Source organism: Cytobacillus sp. S13-E01 (assembly GCF_029193815.1).
In the GTDB taxonomy this organism is placed as follows: Bacteria; Bacillota; Bacilli; order Bacillales; family Bacillaceae_L; genus Bacillus_BV.
Genome location: NZ_JARFVC010000003.1, coordinates 73,634 through 95,118, shown reverse-complemented (window position 1 = coordinate 95,118; position 21,485 = coordinate 73,634). Strand labels below are relative to the sequence as shown.

General features: G+C 37.0%; 21 protein-coding genes. 15 read left to right on the top strand and 6 right to left on the bottom strand.

The genetic code is table 11. The annotated features are described in order from the left end of the window. Positions 1–169: 169 nt before the first annotated feature. Together PY093_RS03845 and PY093_RS03840 are read left to right on the top strand one after the other, a co-directional pair. Positions 170–1,828, top strand: coding sequence for a M20/M25/M40 family metallo-hydrolase (locus PY093_RS03845; protein ID WP_275644553.1), 1,659 nt, complete (start codon positions 170–172; stop codon positions 1,826–1,828). A 423-nt stretch (positions 1,829–2,251) separates the two neighbouring features. Further along, positions 2,252–2,689, top strand: coding sequence for a small multi-drug export protein (locus PY093_RS03840; RefSeq protein ID WP_275644653.1), 438 nt, complete (start codon positions 2,252–2,254; stop codon positions 2,687–2,689). A gap of 137 nt (positions 2,690–2,826) precedes the next feature. On the opposite strand, the gene PY093_RS03835 is transcribed toward PY093_RS03840, so the two are convergent. Beyond that, positions 2,827–3,264, bottom strand: coding sequence for a VOC family protein (locus PY093_RS03835; RefSeq protein WP_275644552.1), 438 nt, complete (start codon positions 3,262–3,264; stop codon positions 2,827–2,829). Positions 3,265–3,384: 120 nt separating this feature from the next. Here PY093_RS03835 and PY093_RS03830 point away from each other — a divergent pair, with 120 nt between their 5' ends. Together PY093_RS03830 and PY093_RS03825 are read left to right on the top strand one after the other, a co-directional pair. Beyond that, entirely contained in the window at positions 3,385–3,735 is a 351-nt protein-coding gene (locus tag PY093_RS03830) for an ASCH domain-containing protein (RefSeq protein ID WP_275644551.1), read from the top strand. Between the two features lie 10 nt (positions 3,736–3,745). Beyond that, a complete protein-coding gene (locus PY093_RS03825) occupies positions 3,746–4,186 on the top strand; it encodes a hypothetical protein (protein WP_275644550.1) in 441 nt (146 codons plus the stop codon). Between the two features lie 376 nt (positions 4,187–4,562). On the opposite strand, the gene PY093_RS03820 is transcribed toward PY093_RS03825, so the two are convergent. Together PY093_RS03820 and PY093_RS03815 are read right to left on the bottom strand one after the other, a co-directional pair. Beyond that, a complete protein-coding gene (locus PY093_RS03820; RefSeq protein WP_275644549.1) occupies positions 4,563–4,910 on the bottom strand; it encodes a YbaN family protein in 348 nt (115 codons plus the stop codon). A 236-nt stretch (positions 4,911–5,146) separates the two neighbouring features. Beyond that, positions 5,147–5,869 carry a Crp/Fnr family transcriptional regulator gene (locus PY093_RS03815; protein WP_275644548.1) on the bottom strand — a complete coding sequence of 241 codons (723 nt, stop codon included), beginning with the start codon at positions 5,867–5,869 and terminating at the stop codon, positions 5,147–5,149. Positions 5,870–6,185: 316 nt separating this feature from the next. Between PY093_RS03815 and PY093_RS03810 the strand changes: the two genes are divergently transcribed. The 3 genes from PY093_RS03810 (at position 6,186) to PY093_RS03800 (ending at position 8,474) form a co-directional block, all read left to right on the top strand. Next, the gene (locus PY093_RS03810; RefSeq protein WP_275644652.1) at positions 6,186–6,620 is read left to right on the top strand and encodes a GAF domain-containing protein; all 435 of its coding nucleotides are present in this window, start codon (positions 6,186–6,188) and stop codon (positions 6,618–6,620) included. 101 nt (positions 6,621–6,721) lie between these two features. Then, positions 6,722–7,375 (top strand): response regulator, encoded by a 654-nt coding sequence (locus PY093_RS03805; protein WP_275644547.1) that lies wholly within the window; start codon positions 6,722–6,724, stop codon positions 7,373–7,375. Beyond that, complete coding sequence (locus tag PY093_RS03800; RefSeq protein ID WP_275644546.1) at positions 7,368–8,474, top strand: sensor histidine kinase; 1,107 nt, start codon at positions 7,368–7,370, stop codon at positions 8,472–8,474. Before PY093_RS03805 ends, PY093_RS03800 begins: the two co-directional genes overlap by 8 nt. Positions 8,475–8,630: 156 nt before the next feature. On the opposite strand, the gene PY093_RS03795 is transcribed toward PY093_RS03800, so the two are convergent. Beyond that, on the bottom strand, positions 8,631–9,830 hold the full coding sequence (locus PY093_RS03795) for a sensor domain-containing diguanylate cyclase (RefSeq protein ID WP_275644545.1): 1,200 nt from the start codon (positions 9,828–9,830) through the stop codon (positions 8,631–8,633). A 485-nt stretch (positions 9,831–10,315) separates the two neighbouring features. Between PY093_RS03795 and PY093_RS03790 the strand changes: the two genes are divergently transcribed. The 5 genes from PY093_RS03790 (at position 10,316) to PY093_RS03770 (ending at position 15,574) form a co-directional block, all read left to right on the top strand. Then, on the top strand, positions 10,316–10,696 hold the full coding sequence (locus tag PY093_RS03790; RefSeq protein ID WP_345774218.1) for a DoxX family protein: 381 nt from the start codon (positions 10,316–10,318) through the stop codon (positions 10,694–10,696). 149 nt (positions 10,697–10,845) lie between these two features. Further along, positions 10,846–12,222: a Na+/H+ antiporter NhaC gene (nhaC, locus tag PY093_RS03785; protein ID WP_275644544.1), complete on the top strand. Its 1,377-nt coding sequence runs from the start codon at positions 10,846–10,848 to the stop codon at positions 12,220–12,222. A 106-nt stretch (positions 12,223–12,328) separates the two neighbouring features. Continuing rightward, positions 12,329–13,156, top strand: coding sequence for an IS1595 family transposase (locus PY093_RS03780; protein WP_275644650.1), 828 nt, complete (start codon positions 12,329–12,331; stop codon positions 13,154–13,156). 638 nt (positions 13,157–13,794) lie between these two features. Beyond that, complete coding sequence (locus tag PY093_RS03775) at positions 13,795–14,991, top strand: MFS transporter (RefSeq protein WP_275644543.1); 1,197 nt, start codon at positions 13,795–13,797, stop codon at positions 14,989–14,991. Positions 14,992–15,070: 79 nt separating this feature from the next. Next, positions 15,071–15,574, top strand: a complete 504-nt coding sequence (locus PY093_RS03770; RefSeq protein WP_275644542.1) for a DinB family protein — start codon at positions 15,071–15,073, stop codon at positions 15,572–15,574. Positions 15,575–16,122: 548 nt separating this feature from the next. Here the strand turns inward: PY093_RS03770 and PY093_RS03765 are convergent. Continuing rightward, positions 16,123–17,736, bottom strand: a complete 1,614-nt coding sequence (locus PY093_RS03765; protein WP_275644541.1) for an acyl-CoA dehydrogenase family protein — start codon at positions 17,734–17,736, stop codon at positions 16,123–16,125. Between the two features lie 445 nt (positions 17,737–18,181). On the opposite strand from PY093_RS03765, the gene PY093_RS03760 reads away from it, so the two are divergent. Genes PY093_RS03760 through PY093_RS03750 form a run of 3 tightly spaced genes read left to right on the top strand, consistent with a single transcriptional unit; the run spans position 18,182 to position 20,292 of the window. Then, complete coding sequence (locus tag PY093_RS03760; RefSeq protein WP_275644540.1) at positions 18,182–18,589, top strand: MerR family DNA-binding protein; 408 nt, start codon at positions 18,182–18,184, stop codon at positions 18,587–18,589. Then, complete coding sequence (locus tag PY093_RS03755; protein ID WP_275644539.1) at positions 18,580–20,088, top strand: class I adenylate-forming enzyme family protein; 1,509 nt, start codon at positions 18,580–18,582, stop codon at positions 20,086–20,088. Before PY093_RS03760 ends, PY093_RS03755 begins: the two co-directional genes overlap by 10 nt. A 33-nt stretch (positions 20,089–20,121) precedes the next feature. Further along, positions 20,122–20,292 (top strand): hypothetical protein, encoded by a 171-nt coding sequence (locus PY093_RS03750; RefSeq protein ID WP_275644538.1) that lies wholly within the window; start codon positions 20,122–20,124, stop codon positions 20,290–20,292. A gap of 441 nt (positions 20,293–20,733) precedes the next feature. Here the strand turns inward: PY093_RS03750 and PY093_RS03745 are convergent, their stop codons facing one another. After that, complete coding sequence (locus tag PY093_RS03745) at positions 20,734–21,471, bottom strand: DUF4230 domain-containing protein (protein WP_275644537.1); 738 nt, start codon at positions 21,469–21,471, stop codon at positions 20,734–20,736. Between the last annotated feature and the right edge of the window lie 14 nt (positions 21,472–21,485).

Sequence of the window (21,485 nt, the reverse complement as noted above, 5' to 3'; positions counted from 1 at the left end):
CCCCTAGTATAAGTGCTAAAACGAAAAAACAGAAATAAAATGATTAACGGTTTATTGTCTTGCTCGTACCCATTACTTCCCGAAAATAAATATATATTTTTTGCCTTGCTAATTCCCTTGAATTTTCCTTATACTGAAGGAAGAAATTTTAAATACGAGGAGAAGCGCTATGTTTTCAGACTTTCGTTCTTTAGAAATGGAGCAACAAGTTGAGTTTTTAACCCGTGAGCTAGTTAAAATGAAAAGCTACAACAATACAATTGGTGAAAGTGACAAAGCAGACTATCTAATAAAGGTCATTAAATCCTTTCCATATTTTCAACAAAATCAAGAATATGCTTGGACAACTAGCATAGCTAATGATGTTGCAGGACGAAAGAATGTCTTTGCATTTGTTAAAGGAAAAACTGGTTCAAAAAAGACAATCGTCTATCATGCTCATTTAGATACAGTTGGTACAGACGATTTTGGTGCATTACAATCGATTTCCCATGACTCGGATGCTTTACAACAGTTCTTTTCAACCTATGCAGCTGACAAGGACGTACAGGCTGATGCACTCTCAAATGACTGGTTATTTGGTAGAGGAGCGCTTGATATGCAAAGTGGAATTGCTGTCCACCTTGTGAATCTTCTTTATTTTTCTGAACATCTTGAGGAATTAGACGGAAATTTATTAGTCATGTTCAATCCAGATGAAGAAAGTCAGCATTCAGGGCTTAGAAGCGCATTACATGAGTTAAAGCGCCTGCAAGAGGAGCTTTCATTAGATTATGTGGCAGCTATTAATGATGATTTCATCTCACCATTCTTTGAAGATGATCATAATAGGTACATCTATACAGGTGTTGCAGGAAAATTATTACCCTGCTTTTATATTTTCGGAAGAGAAGCCCATGTAGGTGAAAGTTTAACGGCGATTGATCCAACCCTTATTGCATCGGCTTTAAATGTTAAAATTACACAAAACCTCGATTTAACAGAACAATTAGAAGGGGAAGTGATTCTCCCACCTAGTTGTTTGCATTTAAGAGATGATAAAAAGAACTATGACGTACAAACAATTTTAAGCTGTAAGCTGTATTTTAACTATTTTGTATATGAAAAATCACCCAAACAAATTCTAGATGAATTAATAGCGATTACAAAAGAAACCTGTAAAGATATAGAGGATAGACAAAGAAAGACTTATCAACAATTTTCTCGTACAACTGGGTTACCTAGTCGAGACTTTGATTGGAAGTTAGAGGTCATACGTCTTGAAGATTTTATAGACTACTTGGAGAAGTTAGGATTAGCACCACAAAAAGTTATTCAATCCATTTTAAGTGATTCGAAACGGGAAGATATCGATGACAGGATGCTTGCTTTTCAAATAGTTGAAGCATTACAAAACTTAGATCCTACTAAAAAACCCCGGGTTATATTATTTTATGCTCCTCCCTTCCTACCAGCTAATTTTTTAAAGGAAAATAGTCAAAAAGGAGCGGTCATCTTACGCAAGGTTAAGGAGACACTTGAAAACGAAATATACAAAGGGAAAGAAACATTTGTGTTAAAAAAATACTTCCCCTATCTATCTGACGGCAGCTTTCTTTCATTTAACGGTTCAGAAGAGGATATGCATACATTAAAAAACAATTTTCCAGCGATGAATCAGTTATTCCCAATGCCTTTAGAGACAATGAAGGAACTAAACATTCCATGTCTTAATTTTGGTGTATATGGTAAGGACGGCCATAAACGGACCGAGCGCGTGTATAAACCTTATAGCTTTCAGGTGTTGCCTAAGCTAATTAGGAACGTTACAAAACGATTACTTTCGTAAAATGACACTTCAATCAGTCGGGGTTAGTGGGGTTCTTCATCCCCCACTGATTGTTAATTGAACTTATAACGTTAGGAACGCGCACATCTTATGCGCTACTCTTTACTTGCACATCTAGTGCTTCGTCCGACCTTTAGGGACAGGTGATCCCCCACCTAAACCATCTTCGAATTCCCTAAGTTTTGAGGTGGGGGTTTACTGGCTCACCTTGATGAACAATAAAATAAAACGTTTTAGGCACCACATTTTTTCTGTGGTGCCTATTCAATTGATTTATGGGTTTATCAAACTAAATCGGAAGTTTGTGTTATTTCAGACACCTACACCACATTTAATTGAAATTTTGTTGAACATAATTGACACAATCTTATGCTTAGTTTACATTATAATGATTCGAAAGCTCATCAAGGAGGAATCTTATTGATTTATGAATATGCATTAGTCTTTTTGGGTGCTGCGATTCCTTGGCTTGAAATTGCATTAGTGATTCCTTTAGGCATCATAAGAGGATTATCACCATTTTGGGTTATGTTACTAGCATTTATTGGGAATATGGCTACCGTTCTACCAGTTATTATTGGGTTTGAAAAAGTAAGACAGTGGATTCTTAAACGTCAAGAAAAAAAGGGGAAAGCACCCTCTAAGCGAAGTGAACGTGCCAAAAAGATTTGGAACAGGTATGGTCTACCCGGACTCGCTCTTCTAGGACCGATTTTAATTGGAACCCATATTGCCGCATTTATCGGAATGTCTTTAGGAGCTGAAAAAAAGTGGGCTATACTTTGGCTGACAATTAGTATAGCAGTATGGACACTTATCTTCGGTATAGCAACAGAACTAGGCTTTGAGTTTTTTAGATGATGAATGTTACTGTACATCTCTACTAAATCCTTAGTTAACCGTTCTTCTAAAAAACCTTGTTTCCTTCTTAAGAAGAATTTGGTAGAGAAAGACTTTTCTTGATGTTCAGTAACTCATTTACTACTTGTTTTAAATTTTCAATCTTCACTATTTATGTTGCTTATTTCAGGATAATCACAATACTCAATAATCGTTCCTTCAGTATCTGCTGGATTCAAATAAATTAATCTTCTTCCATGCTTATTGATACGAAGAGTATTTTCCAATGTACGAATTCCTTTTTGTTTGAGATCTGCTAGAGCCTCATCTAGATTATCAACTTGATAGGCGATATGATGGACCCCTTTTCCTTTTTGCTTGATAAACCGCGCAATGGGTGAGGTTGTATTATTCGTTGGTGCTAGTAATTCAATTCGGTCTCCATTTACTTCTAGAATAGCAACTTCACTCTCTACACCTTCTGCATCGCTTTGGTAGCGATCAATTAGTTTGCCACCTACTATATTAATGTAAAATTCTATACTGTCTTCTAAGTTGCGTACTGCTATACCGATATGATCAAGTTTCAAATTCATATTTTTCTCCTTGGTTACATTTTGACTTCCATTTTATCATATGACTTCCTAGTAAGGTGTCAGACACCCCAAAATGTGGTACATTATGTAGGAGAAAAGATTTGAAGGGAGAAATTGAATATGACTAACCACGAAGAACATAATGCACTACCACCGAAAACATGTGAAATTGATCGCCTTGTTACTATGGCTGACGATGTGAAAATGGTACTTGAGGGTAAGAAGACCGCAACTCGTCGTAATGGCAGATATGCTGATGTTGGAGAAATCATGGTTTTAGAAGATAAAAAATTTAGAGTGGACCGTGTGTACTCTCAGTCTTTAGGTGAATTAACGGATGAGCATGCCCATCAAGAAGGGTTTGAATCAGTGGAAGACTATAAACAATCTATTTTAGCCTACCATCCAGGTATGCCATGGCTTCCCCAAATGAGAGTATGGGTGCATGAGTTCAGTCCAGTTAACGAGTAGTATGTAAAACATGGATGTTTGGTATCGTTTACTAATCTACATACATGTTGTTAGCGCTATCGTATCCATTGGTCCATTCTTTATACTCTTGCCACTTATTAAAAAACTTAGAATGGCAAACGTAGAAGTAACAAATGCTTATTTGGACACGTTTCGATTTGTTGTCCGGCTCTCAAAGCATTCAGGCCATGTACTAGTTGGTTCAGGGATCCTGCTAGTTGTTCTCGGACCATGGACATGGACGACCCCTTGGATTGTCATGACACTTTTGGTCATGTTCCTCTCATTATTCTTTCTGGCTCGAGCTTTTTCTCCAACACTCGGAAAATTTGCTGGGGAAGGACAGAATAAGGAAGAATTAGTAGCTAAACTAAAGCGCACTGTATGGATTTACATCGTCCTACTATTGGCAATGCTTTGGTTTATGGTTACTAAACCATATTTATGGTAAGAAAAGCGCAGGGCGCCCGCCTATCGGCGACAAGCATAAGACGAGCCCTGACTGAAGGCGTTCTTTGCCTTCGGGAAGGGATTGGCTTATGACCTCGAGCCGATGGCGCCCGGAGCTAGACACTAAAACTAGGTACAAACATTTATACTTTCTTATCTTTTAAGAAAAGCGCAAAGCGCGCCCGCTGATCGGCGACAAGCATAAGCCAAGCCGTCTGGAAGGACCTTCCAGACGGCTTGGCTTATGACCTCAGGTCCGATGGCGCCCAGAGCCAGACACAAAACCTGGTACGAATTTACTTTTTATCTATTTTCCTGACTACAGGTTGCTATAGCTTATATAAAAACCTTGTCATCGAACTAGTGACAAGGTTTTTTTAAATCGTTTTTATCTTATAAATAAAGTAATAATATTTATAAGCCACAATTAATAGCAACATGATTCTAAGTGGTACACTATCGATAAGTATAAACGGAATGGCGATCATCACATCTGCAAATAACAAGATGGTAGCCTTCTGCCTAAACGTCATTGACCTCTCTTTAACAAAACTCTCTAGATGTCGCTTATAAATGGTTGTTCCTTTAAACCAGATCTCAAATCGTTCTGACCCCTTTACAAAGCAGAACGAAGCTAAAAGTAATAACGGAGTGGTTGGCACAACAGGTAAAATGATCCCAATAACCCCTAGTCCAAGGGCTATAAAGCCTACTACAATATACATAAGTTTAACGATCTTCTTTATAATAATTGCCCCCTACCGCATTGCAATCTTACGTCCATTTTTTATTATTATAGCATTTATTAATCTTTGTTACATTTTTAAGAACAAAGTGCTGGGGCTGAACGCAAGACTAAGCTTTCCACAAAGATCATACTCTCCTAACGCATAAAAAAAGCCTACACAACCTTTTTTGTCGTTTAGCTTCCGACAAAAAAGGTGGGGGTAGGCTCATGAGTTTATACACATTCACAAATATCATACAGTTTATCAATATTACGGATTACAATTTTACGATCAATGTAATCAATAATACCTTCTCTTTTCCATGTGTTTAACAATCGGTTAACACTTTCTCTAGATGTTCCAATATAATCACCATACTCCTTGTTGGTTAGTTCAATTGTAATTAGAATACCGTCGGCACATTTAACGCCATAAGAAGTAGATAAGCGAATAAGAGTTGAAGCAAGTGCTCCCGTCTTATCATTAAAAAGTAAATCATTTAATTTAGTTTGCGTTTCTCTATAATTTGAACCAATCCAACTCATAAATTCAACCGCAAAATTTCCGAACTGATACATTAGTTTTTTCAAATCGTTTAATACAATAACGCCAACTTCTGCTTCTTCAGTTACTTCAGCTCTATAATCATAGTGAAGATCCTCATTTAATCCACCAAACTCACCTAATAAACTACCTTCTTCTTTAATAGAGATAAGATATTCTTTACCACTCTCTGTGGACGTTCTTAATTTAACTCTACCTGACTGGATATAATACATCTTGTCAACTTGTTCACCTTCCCAGAACAAATGTTGACCAGCTGATAACTTTTTTGAATTCATAATACCTTGGAGTTTATCTATATTTTCAGTAGATAAGAAATTGAATATGCTTTTTTTAAGTGTATTTATATTATAAGGAATACTTTTATTTGCTTCCTGTAAGATCATAGCCATTGTTTTAGCCTCCCTGTGTTTCTTTCTGCTTTAATCATATAATTACAGGGGTAAATATGGTATCAGGGGAAATGCTGAACTTTACTTTCGTTTTCCCCTATTTATAATCGAGTATTTTTCGTTGATTTTTACATAATCCTAAGGTTTATAGGTGAAATTTAGTAAGAATTCATTAATTTATGTTTAAAAGTTAGGGGAATTCCCTGACATACAATCTCCTCAAAAAGAATTACAATGGATGAGAAACAATATAATCAGTTAGTCCCAAGAAAGAAAGATCACCCTATGTGATCAAGGGGAGATAAATGTGGAGACAATGAATGTTGAAATCAAACATAAGCTAAATACCCTTTGCACTGGTACTTCAAGTGATTTCGTGGCATTTGCGCAGGTTAATGAGCGAAATCATGCGATTCACTGGAACTATGTTGTTGGTAATCTTAATCAGCGTTATAAACATATGGTCGGGAAGTCTGGAAAGGGGTTATCCGGTACAGTTTTACGTTTTGGCCGAATCATTATTGTTGATCAAAATACGCCTAATTATGAGAAAACAAGGCTAGAGTATCCGATCATGCTGGCTGAAAATTTATACTCTGCAATTGCAGTTCCTGTTTATTTTAAAGAAAAGATTGGCGGAATCCTCCTTGTTGCCTCAAGAAGTCTAAGAGCTTATACACCCAATCAGATTAGCGATATTACAACAGCCGCTGAAGATTTTGCATCCTTATATTATAATGAAAAACCATAACTACTAATGAATCCCATTGAAAGGATTCATTTTTTTTTATATGATTAAAAGAAAGTGTGATAATTATCACACTGGCGGATAGCTATCTGGGAGGAATTCGATTGATTAAACTACTTGTTGTTGATGATCATGTTGTCGTAAGGTCAGGACTTATGATGCTTTTGAACGGGAAAAGTAATATCGAAGTAATAGGAGAAGCATCAGAAGGTGATGAGGCGATTAAAAAGGCAATGGAGCTTCTTCCCGATGTGGTCTTAATGGATTTGAGCATGCCGCACGGGAAGGATGGCCTAACCGCAACACAGGAACTACATGAACTTGCACCTGATATCTCTATTTTGATATTAACGATGCACGATGATGAAGAGTATCTATTCCGTGCGATTCATGCTGGGGCCTCAGGTTATATATTAAAAAATGCACCCCATGAAGAACTACTTGCAGCCATTAGCTCAGTTGCCTCTGGTAATGCTTATTTAAATCCTAATGCGACTAGAAGCTTAATGAGTGGTTATTTAGAACGGGTTAAAAATGGAGATAGCCAAAACACGTTCGAGTTATTATCAGATCGTGAGAAAGAAGTACTTGAATGGATTGCAAAAGGCTACTCTAATAAAGATATAGCATCGCATTTAGTGATTAGTGTAAAAACAGTTGAGTCCCATAAAAGCAATCTTATGGATAAACTTGGCCTAAAATCAAGACCTGAATTAGTTAAATACGCTATGAAGAAAGGGTTGCTTCAATTTGAATAAGATTGATCGTCTTAAACACCAAAATGAAAGTATAGGCCCTAATGTTGTACAACTATTATCGAACCTTGATGATCATATCCAAGATCAAACTTTTCGAACAGATTTAAAACACTCTCTTAAACATCTCACAGACCTTACTTTTGCTCTTGATGAATCATCAATTGTAGCTGTAACTGACCATAAGGGTAAGATTCAATATGTTAACAATAAATTTTGTCAAATATCGAAATACTCAAAAGAAGAACTTATCGGGAAAGATCACAGGATTATTAATTCTGGTTTTCATGGCAAAGAATTCATGCGTAAGTTATGGGAAACGATATCTTCAGGCCAAGTGTGGAACGGTGAAATCAAAAACAGGGCAAAAGACGGTACGTATTATTGGGTAAATACAACGATTGTCCCCTTTTTAGACGATGAAGGCAATCCTTATCAATATCTAGCCATACGTAGTGAAGTCACAAAGCTCAAGGAAGTACAAGATGAGTTAAAGAATATGATGACTCGTGTCATTGGTATACAGGAAGAAGAACGAAAACGTTTTTCTCGTGAACTCCATGATGGAGTAGGGCAAAGCATGTTTTCATTGCTGATCCAGCTTGATCAATTGATTAATGATACATCAGATAGTCGACTGGAAAAACTTAGAGAGGATGTTTCCTTTGTTATTGAGGATATACGCGGACTTGCTTGGGAGCTTCGCCCTTCTGTCTTGGATGACCTTGGGGTCGTTCCTGCTATCCGTAAGTACATCGAAAATTTCTCTCAGCACTACGGTATTCAGGTTCAATTAGAATGTTCTCTAAGAACACGACTTAATATTCAGAAGGAAACAACCATTTACCGAATTATTCAAGAGGCTTTAACTAATATCGGTAAATATGCAAATGTTGATGAGGCTAGAGTGTCCATCGACGAAACAGAATCTGTAGTCGAAGTACTCATCAATGACAAAGGTGAAGGGTTTATTAGGGACCCTAAAGGAAAAGGTGTCGGTTTGTTCAGTATGGAGGAAAGAGCAAGAGGTCTTGGAGGGCAATTTTCCATTTCATCCAAAATAGGAGAAGGTACTACTATTTCGTTTAGTGTACCTAAATAGAAAAGTGTATGTTGTACGTAGCTAAACATACCTGATTTTGGTTACCGTTGTCTCTTTTTTCTAATTTGGAAGAACATATCTTCCTTTTGGTTACAATATTTTCAATCCTACAAGAACAAAAAAGGTGCTTAACCCGTTATACTAGTGGGCTGGCACCTACTTTTTTTCAGCAATAACCAATTGATTTTTGCCTTGATTTTTTGCTACGTATAAGGCTGTATCCGCTGACTTCTTTAACGAATCGACTGATGAACCATGATCCGGATAAAATGCAACACCTGTGCTAAACGAAACATATAGTTTATTATCCGAGACAGTGACATGGTTCCTTAAAAAGTACTGTTTTAAGTTCTCATACAGTAGTTTAATACCATCAGGCATGTGAGTAGTTATTAAGATCATAAACTCATCACCGGCATATCGATACCCTTCTATATTCGTTCCACTAATATGCTTTATCCCATCAGCCAAGACCTTCAAGTATGAATCGCCTATATCATGACCATATTCATCATTAATCTCTTTTAAATTATCAGAGTCAATCATAATTAATATGATTTCTTGTTTTTTTTCTCTGATTAATTTAAATAAGTCCTCATGGAACGCTCTATGGTTCTTCAAACCGGTCAATTCATCTGTTTGTGACATTTTATAAATCTTTTCATAAAGCCTAGCTGTTTCGATTGAATTTATCACTTGTGTACCTATTATTTGCAGTAATTCTTCATGCTCCTTGCGATATGCAAAGTCAGAATTACTCTGTGCTGAAATGACCCCTTTTACATGGTCATCTATGATCACGGGCAGAAATATACAGGAGCTTGTCTCATTTTCACCAATCGTTACATTATACTCAACTGCCTGACTCGCTTTTTTCTGATGGATAATTTCTCTTGTTTTAATGACCTTAGAAGTATAGTTGTCACCCAACTCAATGTATGATTGAGGATAGACTTCACCATTCTCGGCCAGGAATACAAGATGAATATGTGTTTCTCCTTCAGTATATAAAGCTATATAAAAGGAATCTGTCGGCATTACTTGTGAGACCATTTCATAGGCCTTTCTAAGAAGTATAGACTCATTTAAAGTCTTACTACAAATTTGAGCAAATTCATGTAAAATTCGATAATGCTTATTCAACCAGTTCATGTTTTCCATTTGCTCATTTATCTCTAGTAATTGAGCTAATAATTCATTAATAACCTTGATCTCACTTGGATCCTCAATATCTTCGACAAGAGTCTCATAAGTCTTTCTTGTTACTATATGCTTTTCAGTTCCTATATTCTTCATTAAACCTGACAGTGAAGACAAAACTTTATAATTTACATTGGTTGGTTTATTTTTCTCCATTTTAAACACTTCCATAAAAGTAATTTAAAGATGGCTAGCTCACCATGGTGCGTTAATGCTCTTATTAGTCGAGGCTTAAACATCTATTAGATACATTATACCATTGCAAGATAACTGTAAACATTATGAATTAAAAAATCCTAGGCTAAAAGTGCCCATGACCAGCCCTTGGAAGATTACACTTTCCATACCTGTTTGACAGTCCCCTGAATTATCTGTATAAAGAAGCTCAAAACCATTACCAGCTATCACCGGCTACTATTGTAGCTATGATCTTTTCTTAATTTAAGGGGTGAATTGGAAAATATTTGTTCTTACATAAGAATATATTGTTCTCATACGAGTATTTTGAGGTTTGGGACGAGTATTTTAGGTATTTAGACGTGTATTTAGTGGTTTGGGACGAATATTATGTATTATCAGACTAGTATTATCTGTAATTGTGATTGTTTGTCCCAGTAAAGCATATAATTTTTAAAAAAGGGGTGATTGTCCTGACGATCTCACTATCAACTAGTAAACTAATAAGATATATAGTAGCTTATGTTTTTATTACATCTGGATTAATGAAATTAATAAGTGCTGAATTGAGTCAGTATTTTATTAGCTTAGGGCTGCCATATCCGACTGTAACCCTTTATGTTATTGCCTTAATTGAAATCAGCTGCGGTATCCTATTAGTGTTAAATAAGAATGTTAAGCATGCAACCCTACCTTTAATACTAATTATGATAGCAGCACTTCTAATAACAAAGGTACCCATCTTACACACTGGCTTAGTACAATTTGCTTTTAGCGCTAGATTAGACATCGTTATGTTAGTGTTGTTGTTCATTTTGTACTCTCGTAAAACTCGTTATTTATAGGCTCTGACACTATGATAATGCATGAAAGCAATGGAGTCACCAGCTACCTATCTTGACAATATATGAATAGTACATTACTATACCAATATACTTTATTACAAAAAAGCGTTTAAGTATGTAAGTATGAATTACACCTAGGAGAAACCATAATGAAAAATTTAAGAAGTACTGAAGCATTTTTACTTACCTTTGTTGTTTTAACTATGATTGGTGTGGCCATTATTAAGTTTGATGCTCCTCCACAGGTTCCAATCTTCTTTTCTATCATTCTTCTTATTGGCTTTGGGTTATTTAAAAAGATCTCCTGGTCTTCGATGGAACAAGGGATCCGTAATAGTGTCTCATCAGGTATTATTCCCATTATTATCTTTCTATTGATTGGTATTTTAATTAGTGTTTGGATAGAGTCAGGAACAATTCCAACCTTAATAGTAATTGGGTTTCAATTTGTGTCCGAAGAATATTTATTACTGAGTGCATTCGTTATAACAGCGATTGTTGGAACGAGTATTGGCAGTGCATTTACAACCGCTTCGACAGTAGGTGTGGCCTTTATGGCAATTGGTCAAGCAATGGGAATTAATCCTGCATGGATTGCAGGTGCAATTGTTTCTGGTTCATATTTTGGCGATAAAATGTCACCCCTTTCAGACACTACCAATTTAGCACCGACTGTTTGCAAGGTAGACTTATTCGAACATATCCGAAATATGTTATGGACAACCATTCCCGCATTTCTTATTTCTGTTGTTTTTTACTTTTTACTAGGAAACCGTATTGACGAAGTTAAGCTTAACCGAAACTCCTTTAGCTTTGTTACCGAACTAGATCAAGTGGCTGTTGTCCATTGGTTTGCTTTACTTCCTATGATTGTGATGATATTTTTTGCTATTAGAAAAACACCAGCCATTCCAACAATATTATCTGGAATTGTAACAGGTATCATCATGATTTATTTATTCCAACCACAAACTTCAATTGAATACTTAATGAACATCATTCAAAATGGGTCAACTGTAAATACAGATAATGAACAAATGGCTGCCTTATTAAATCGTGGTGGAATCCAAAGTATGATGTGGTCTGTCTCTCTTATCCTTTTAACGCTTACTATGGGAGGATTACTGTCGATACTAGGTATTATTGAACGATTAGTGGAGAGCATGAGAAATTTCGTGGCTACAACAGGACGACTCGTTTTATCTTCAGCTCTAACCGCAATAGGAATTAATATAGTGATAGGTGAACAATACATGTCGATCATCCTTACAGGTAATGCTTTTGTGCAAACATATGAGAAATTGGGCTTGAAACGCAAGACATTATCTCGTGTCTTAGAAGATGCAGGAACGGTCGTTAACCCCTTAATTCCATACGGGATAAGCGGTGTGTTTCTAACAAGTGTATTAGGTGTTAACACAATCGATTATCTGTGGTTTGCTGTTTTTTGCTTACTATGTCCTGTACTGACAATCATTTACGGTTTTACAGGGATAGGTATTGAAAAAGAAAAATCATTTAAATAACACATAATGATTATCCCCTTTACTCAGAATGATGTTTATCAAGAACCAATGTTTGGTAATAATGGTTACTAACAATTGTTCTTGAAAGGGTGTTTAGTATGTCCAGATACCAAAAAATGAGTCTAGTTTTCTTTCCAAAAAACAGTTTTCGACCGAAGAAGCTTGTCATGACCATCTTTTTAATTTGAAGTGGTCTGACGGTTACTGTTGTGGAAAATGTGGTCACGTTGCGTGTTTTGAAACAAAAACACGCAAGCACAAGCTTTATGAATGTAAAAAGTGCAGGTGCCAATCCACTGTCACCGTCGGAACCGTGATGGAAAAAACAAGAACTGACTTAACTAAGTGGTTTTTAGCTCTGTATTTAATCGCACATAATAAACGTGGTGTATCTGCAACACGACTTTCTGAAGAGCTTAAAGTGACGTATAAAACCGCTTGGCTTATGCTTCATAAAATTCGCCAAGCCATGAGAAAACGTGGGCGTGGAACAGATAAAACAAAAGTCTTAGTGGGATTATCCTTAAACCAGAAAGGACATCCGCTGTTTCTGAAAATGGAGGTCATCCCTGATATTAAAGGGAAAACCTTGAAAAAATTTGCAGAGAAGAGCATTCAACCAGGGTCAACAATTAGTAGCGATGCCTGCAGATCCTACCGAGCGCTTTCTGGAGGTGGATTTAAGCACGAGTACCAAGTCTATAATTCTAAAGAAAGTCAAGACCATTTAAACTGGCTGCATACGGTTATTTCAAATGCAAAAGCGTTTGTTGGTGTTACGTTTCACGGAATTGACTCAAAGCATATCCAATCCTATTTAGATGAATTTTGTTATCGATTTAATCGAAGAAAATTCAAAGGTGAATGGTTCAGCCGTTTAGCAACTTTGTGTGCATCAACAATTACAATTACTTATTCTGAGCTAGTGGGATAATCATATAACACATTTAAAAGCCTTGAGGATTATCCTCGAGGCTTTTAAAAAACTATTAAAGATTAACGTACCTATTAAATATTTTTATATTCATTTTAACATTAAGTAATCGCTCGCAGATACAGCCTAAACCCTCTCTATAGATTAACGAAGTTTGCCGCAACTGCTACGTGCCCCTAATCTGACGATTTTCATCTTTTCAAATTCGATTGATTAAAATTGGAGGACACGTGCTGTTCGTAATGTTTCTAGTAGATTTGTTACGAAAAAAGTTGATATTACCAAAAGTGATTGAATAAATATAATAAGTACAATTATGGAAACGTATAATCGTGACGGAATTAAATATCATAAGAAAAGTATATAAAGGAAACGCCCGAAACGAATGTGAATTTCACTTTAAGAGACTTTTACGAAAGATTTATTAATAAATCTTTTAACAATTTCATGGGAAAATCCCCCCACTATTTTTCAGGAATAAGCTACTAACAGTACTAACAATTCAAAAATTTTTTAAATGTTGATGAGGATGTAAATATTATATTTAATTATGACTTCAGTGCCATTTTCTTGTAAAATTAAACATAGATTATTTAGACAATCGAAATATTTTTTATACGTATCGAGAGGGGACCCTTATGAGTGCACCTTTAACATCAGAAGCACCTAGGCTAGATGGAAAAGAAAAGATATGGACACGTGATTTCACTTTAATTTGTTTATCGAATTTTTTCATCTTTCTAGGTTTCCAAATGACTTTGCCAACAATTCCACTATTCGTTGAAAAATTAGGAGGAAATGATCAACTAATCGGCGTTGTAGTCGGTATTTTTACGTTTTCTGCACTATTGTTAAGACCATTCGCTGGTCATGCACTGGAATCTATGGGTAGGCGTTTTGTATACTTAACTGGACTTATTATCTTCGTTATTTCAGTTGGTTCATTTGGTTTTGCGACAAGCCTTTTTTTCTTATTCGCGATGAGGATTGTTCAAGGAGTTGGTTGGGGTTTTTCCACAACAGCATCTGGGACGATTGCGACAGACCTAATCCCTCCAAAAAGACGTGGCGAAGGAATGGGGTATTACGGATTGTTTGGAAATGTAGCCTTGGCAGTGGGTCCAACACTTGGCTTAGCCTTAGTGGGATACATAACATTCACACAATTGTTTATGATATGTGCTTCATTAGGTCTAATCGCCCTACTTTTGTCGTCAAAAATCAACTTACAAAAGGCTGTAAAACCAAGCACTAATTCAGCATCAAAGAAATGGGATCTCTATGAAAAAACAGCATTACCACCGTCCATCCTCCTATTTTTTATTACGGTAACCTTTGGCGGAATCGCATCCTTCTTACCCTTATACGCTACTCAACAAGGGATTCCAGGTATACAATGGTATTTCTTTCTTTTTGCAATTTCAATCATGTTAAGTAGAACGTTTGCCGGAAGAATCTACGATCAAAAAGGTCACCGGGCTATTTTTCCACTCGGTACCTTCTTCATCATGATTGCCATGTTTTTACTCGCTTGGTTACCAAATAGCACGATTCTATATGTAGCTGCTATTTTTTACGGACTTGGTTTTGGGTCTGTTCAGCCTGCATTACAAGCGTGGTCAGTTCAAACAGCTCCAATGAACCGAAAAGGGATGGCAAATGCGACCTTCTTCTCCTTTTTTGATTTAGGAGTTGGTATTGGAGCAATAACATTTGGACAAATTGCTTATTGGTTTGGGTATAGCACCATTTATATTGCATCTGCCGTTTCAGTTTTTATTGCAATTCTACTTTATTACACTTGGTTAGGAAAAAATGAAGGAGAAGGTGCATGATTATTTTTTCATGTTTATAAAGGGATTTTAACGTGTATAGAGAATAATGAATTATAACAAAACTGAAGGAGGAATAAGATTGTATCATTCGATTGATGAATTTATAAATGATTGGACTAACGAAGGGAACTCTACGCAAAGGATTTTGGATACTTTAACCGACGAATCCTTGAAACAGCAAGTCACCATAGAGGGACGTACATTGGGTACCCTCGCATGGCATGTAGTAACCTCTGTACATGAGATGCTATCACGTACTGGACTTACTTTTGTTGGAGCCGAGCATGATAACACTGTACCTATTACAGCTAAGGAAGTTGCTGAAAGCTACCGCACCACAAGCCAAAACATGCTGACGGCTATGAAACAACAATGGAATGATGAAACCCTTAAGGAAACAGATGATATGTATGGCGACCAGTGGCCAAAGGGTCTTACTCTTTCAATTTTAAACTCTCACCAAATTCATCACAGAGGACAAATGACTGTTTTAATGCGTCAAGCAGGATTGAGAGTACCTGGTGTGTATGGACCTTCTCGGGAAGAATGGGCTGAATTCGGTATGGAAGCCCCTTCTGTCTAAACGAAACAAAGCGCAGTACGCCCGAGTTAAAATACAATTACTAAGTAACTTGAGTTTAGCACCCTTAATAAACAGGATTTTCTAACTCATAATCCTGCCTAAACCCTTGTTATATAAGGCTTGTCTATTATTCCATTTTAATTGCCTATGCAGCTTTATCCTCTTGAAATAATTGTTTACCTAAAAATGAGTCTTCAAATAGCTCCCTTTAGAAATTGATATTCTGGGGAGTTTTTGAACTCTTTGATGTCGACCGTTCCAGACGGCTTTGACATGTTCAAATAGGCCACCAAGTTGCAGAAGTATAATTTCACTTCTCCAACACCTTAAATAGTCCACAATAACCTCAAAATAACGGGTGTTTCTTTTGCTAAAGGGTTCCGTTTTGAGGTGCAAAACGGTAAATTGACATTAGAAATGGCATACGAATCGACGTATGCCATTTTCCTTTTAAAGTAAGTAAATATCTATCCTTTAAAAGACATTCTATCCCCTACTGTGTTAAATCTTTAAACAGGCGGGGACAGGACTATTTCTATACCAATGACTTAATTCAATTCCTCTAACGCAACCACTTGATACGCTTTAAAAAATTCACTGCAAAACGCATCCCAATCAAGTGCCGCTTCCATTGAGGCTTCACTTACTTCTCCTAGTACTGGTCTTTGCAGTAATTCTTCGAGCTGCTCTGAATATTTCTTTGTCGTTTCATCGGCTGCTCCTTCAAGAACACTACTAACGAATTCAGCTGGAGAATACCAATCTGTCACTCTCTGAAGATCACGATAGATTTGTGTTAGTAAGAGATTTCTGGGCCCTTCCCATTGTTCATTTACCACGACATCTCGGAAAATCCGTGGAAGCGCTGAAAACTCTTCCATTACTCCATGCCCTGCAAAGACTGATATAGCCTCATTTAATACTTTAACTCCCTCATTCGTTGCGCAAATTTTTTGTAATAGAACAAGTTCTCGTAGGTTAAATAATTGTTTTCTAGTTTCAATAGGCGCTTCCGAGTTAATCCCAGGGTTAAGTGGTTTTTCAAGACGTAAAAACAGTTCATATATTTTAAATGCCCCTGCAGTTGTACGTTGTGCAGCATTTTCGATTAGTTTTAACTTACTAGCTGCAAGTGGAAATTCTTTTACCTTTTTGCCAAACACGGTACGGAAGTCGCTGTAAAGATTCGCTTCCCTTGACGCCCTTAACATAAATCCAGCACATGCAATACCAATTTCAAGGCGTGATAATGTAAGAACGATTCCAACTGCTACTGCAATGCCTTTATCCTTTGGACCTACTGGATAAGCTAGGGCACCATTATAGTTAATTTCACCAGTCGGTAATTCAGCTGTACCCAGCTTCCATTTGATTCGATTGATTTCGTACCCGTTTCGCTTTTCCTTCTCTTTATCACCTGGTAACCAAGACGGAACAATAAACGTTGATACTTTATTTGAACCTGTTATCTTGGCAGTTACCACTGAATAGTCGGCATGGGCCACTGAACAGAAAAATTTATTTCCATATAAGCGATAATTTTTACCATCTGGAACCGCTTCTAATAGATTCGCAGGTAAATCGGAGCCACCTTGAATCTCTGTCATGAACTGTGCTCCAATTGCATATTCTCCATTAATTCCTTCCTTTGTATGTTGCAAAATCTCTTGTAGTTCGGGAATATCATTATTTGGATATTGTTCAAGCAGTCCAACTAACCCATTAGTACAAGTTACTGGACACGCAACACCAGCTTCTCCTAATTGGTGAGTTAACATTCTTTTTATAAAGCTTTCCCAAGGCGTCATTTTGCTAGAAAAAAGACCTTCTCCAAATACCCCTTGTTCCAGCTGATGCATTTCCAGAGGGCGGACAATTCGATCAATCCTATGATTAAAAGCATCATAATGAAGCATGTATGGACGTACTTCTGGCCTAGCAATTCTTTCTGCCAACAGATTCCACCCTTGAGATACTTTTGGGGAAAAGGAGAGAATTTTTTCATGGACTTGTTCATATTCTGTACCTAGAAAATGTTTCACTGCTTTCTGTAAAAATGGTTCATCACGATACCAGTCGAGATTCTCCCGCTGCTCTAAAAATTCATCAAATGTGTATGAGTTTTGCCCTCTTGTCTCATTTTCTTTGGAAGCTACATTCATAATGATCACTCCTTATTTTTAAAATGTAAGAAAGTATAAAATTTTCACCTAGTTTTGGTGTCCAGCTCCACGCGCCTTGCGCTTTTGTTCAAAGATAAGAAAGCATAAAAATTTGAACCTAGTTTTGGTGTCTAGCTCCGGGCGCCATCGGCTCTATGGTATAAGCGTGTCAAGCTCCAGCGCCTAGAAACTCGAGAAACTTCAACTCCTCCTGCAGAAGCAAAGAACGCTTCTTTCGTCGGAGTCTCCAGTTTTCTCCTTTCTACCAAGGCGCTTACGCACTTCGAACAATCCGTCCGGAAGGTAAAGAACAACCTTCCAGCCGGCTTGTCTTATGCTTGTCGCCGATAGTCGGGCGCCCTGCGCTTTTATGATTGACAAATCATAATATTCAGACTTATTATAAAGCTAAGTATACGTTAACGTCAACTTGGAGGAATAAGAAATGTCGGAAGAACATCTTTTTACAATTAGCGAATTAGCTTCTATGTTTGATATCAGCTCACGAACGATTCGTTATTATGAGGAAGTGGGCATGTTAGCTTCCGAAAGTCGCGGTAGTTTAACCCAGCAACGCTGCTATACCAATAAAGAAAGACGTCGTCTAAAAATGATTCTCCGTGGGAAAAAGCTGGGTTTTAGCTTACACGAAATTAAAGATATGATTGATCTTTATGAATCTAATCCAGAAGGAGATGATGAGAAAAAAAGAATTATTGATTATGCCGATCGAAAGCTTGAAGAAATAAATGAACAAATTCTTCAACTACAAATGCTAAGAGATGAAATTATCACTCACAAAGATAAATATATCCAAAAAAATGATAAAGAGGAGATGAAGGAATGGGATTAACAGTACATGGTGTGCTAGAAAGAAATGCTAGAAAATACCCTGAGAAAGAAGCATTTATAACTTCCTCAAATCGACTTACATATGCCCAAATGAATCAAACGTGCAATCAGCTTGCTAGACATTTGCAAGAACAAGGAGTTCAAAGTGGTGACAGAGTGGCCGTTATGTCTAGGAATAATGAACAGTTCTTTTACGCCTTCTTTTCTTTAATGAAGATTGGAGCCATACCAATGCCAATGAACATTCGGCTAACTCCAAATGAATTAGTTGCCATCCTACAAAACTCAAATGCATCTGGCATTTTCTATGAGACAGAATTACAAGAAACAGTTAACGCTGTTCAAGACAGAATCAATGTTAACCATGTTGTTGCCATTCAGGAAGCAACACATAAAGCTTCCACTTATTCAGAAGAAAATCTCGACTTATCTATTGACCCAAGAGAGGTTTGCGAAATACTTTTTACATCTGGAACAACTGGCGTGCCAAAAGGAGTGGTATTTAATCATGAAAAGATTTTAGCGATTGCTTCTGCGGTATCCATTCATTTTCATCTGTCAAATGAAGATCGTATGTTAACACTTATGCCACTCTCTCATTCAGCTCCTTTAAATACATTTTTCATGAGTGGTTTGTATTGTGGATCTTCTCATGTTATAGGTGATTATGCTCCAAAAACATTTTTAACTCTCATTCACCAAGAACAAACAACCTTTTCATTTGCAGCTCCTGTTGCCTATTTGCTGTCATCAAAAGAGCCAGATATCAAGCAATACGACTTATCTAGTATGCGCGTTCTTGCTTACGGAGGAGGACCACTTGCGCTAGCATCCTATAAGCATGTAAAGGAAGTATTCAAAAATGACAACTTCTATCAAGTATACGGCTTAACTGAAGCAGGACCAAACGGTATTCTATTACGTCCACAGGAACATCTCACTAAAGCTGGCAGTATCGGAAAATACCCAACTCTTAATATGGAGATTAGGGTCATTCATGCCGATGGTACAGACACAGAACCAAATGAGTATGGTGAAATTATTTTAACTGGTGATAGCTTGATGCTTGGTTATGACAATAATCCCGAGGAAACAAACACTACAATAAAAAATGGTTGGTTATATACAGGAGATATTGCGTATAAGGATGAAGATGGATATGTTTTCATCGTTGACCGCAAAAAAGATGTGATCATCTCTGGTGGCGTCAATATTTACCCAAGAGAAATTGAAGAAGTACTTGCGAGACATGATGCGGTTCTAGAATCCTGTGTCATTGGAATACCGAATGAAGAATGGGGCGAAACCGTCAAGGCGGTTGTCGTTTTAAATGGTGTCGTAACAGAGGAAGAATTACGTATATTTGCTAGCTCCTATTTAGCAGACTATAAGTGCCCTAGGCAATATTCATTTGCGGAAGCTCTTCCCAGGAATGCTAGCGGAAAAATTTTAAAGCAACGAGTGAAAGAACTAGATGGAAATAAGTCTATTATAAAGTAAGCGTGTAACTCCTTCATAGGTGGTAGGAAAAATATGATAACAAATATTGAATCTAAGAAGTTAACCGTACATTCAAATGGTTCCCTAGGTGGAATTGTCAAAGCTATTCTTAATGATAAAGTTCCTATTCAAATTGAAGAAATAATTATTGAAACAGCTATTACAAAAACCACATCCAAGATATGTAAATCCGAACAGATTTAAAATAGGAAATTAACTCCTTTTTTGGTATAACCTAGAAGGAGTTTCCCACTTAACTAAAACTCTTAATCTGTGTAAAACACAAGAAATATCAATGTTGGTGCCCGGAGCTAGAAATAAGAAAAGCGCAGGGCGCCCGCTTACCTGAGCATCGATTAAAACCCGCCACGTCCTGTGGCGAACATCGACATCAGCACATCCTGTGCAAGTCAAGCATAAGACGGTTTATTCAAGAAGGTGGTTTTTCCTTCTTAAAGGAAATGGCTTATGACCTCAGGTCCGATGGCGCCTGGAGCTAGACGTAGATAGACAGAGACACGAAGTTATACACAACCTTACAATTTGATAAATTCCTAAATAACGAAAAAACTAGGTAAAAAATTCTTTCTTACCGGCCTTGAAAATTTAATCCCAAATTGGTGCTAAATACAGACTGGAGTGACTTTATTTATATGAAACATTCACAGAGTAGCCTAGATTGCTAAAAAACTCTTTGAGGACTTTCACAGCACTCTTTTCTGCGGTTTGTAAGAGTCCTAGTTCAATTGCTTCCTCCATTATCGTTTCTTGTGCTTGTGCAGCAAGATTAAATCCTTCAGTCCACTTTACCTCTCCTCGAAATAAGCCTTCATCAGAAAATGTTCTTACTTTATCCATCTGAATTGCAGGATCTTGAAGAAATACAGCTCGCGGGAGAGTAATGGTTAGTTCTTTAGATTTCTCATCAACCTTTATATCTGCAGAATCTATCTCTTTTAAATCTACTCCTGCAATTACTGTTGCTGGTACGACCAGTAATAGCTCTCGCTTTGTACCTGGGATATTTAAAGCTATATCTTTTCCAAATAGCATATTATCCTGTTGTTCGATAATTACCTTCACATGGGCTTCAGCTGTAGCAAGAGTCGCTAATTCTTGAACCTGTTCGACAAAGGTCGTTCTTTCTTTTGAAAATGTACTTCCTGAAAACAACCAAAGACCACTGGCAGTTATTATAACCAAAACTAATGCTAAGAGGATAATTTTCACTCCCCAAAACTTAAATATAAGCTTAAATAAGACCCCTGAAATACTAGGTAATTTATGTCCGAGTGCAGTGGTAGTAGCGGCTTCTTCCTTTCCCGCTTTTAGCTCTTTTAATAGACTTTCCAATTGTGTCAATGTCTCATCTTTTTTGCTCATCTCATTCACTCCCC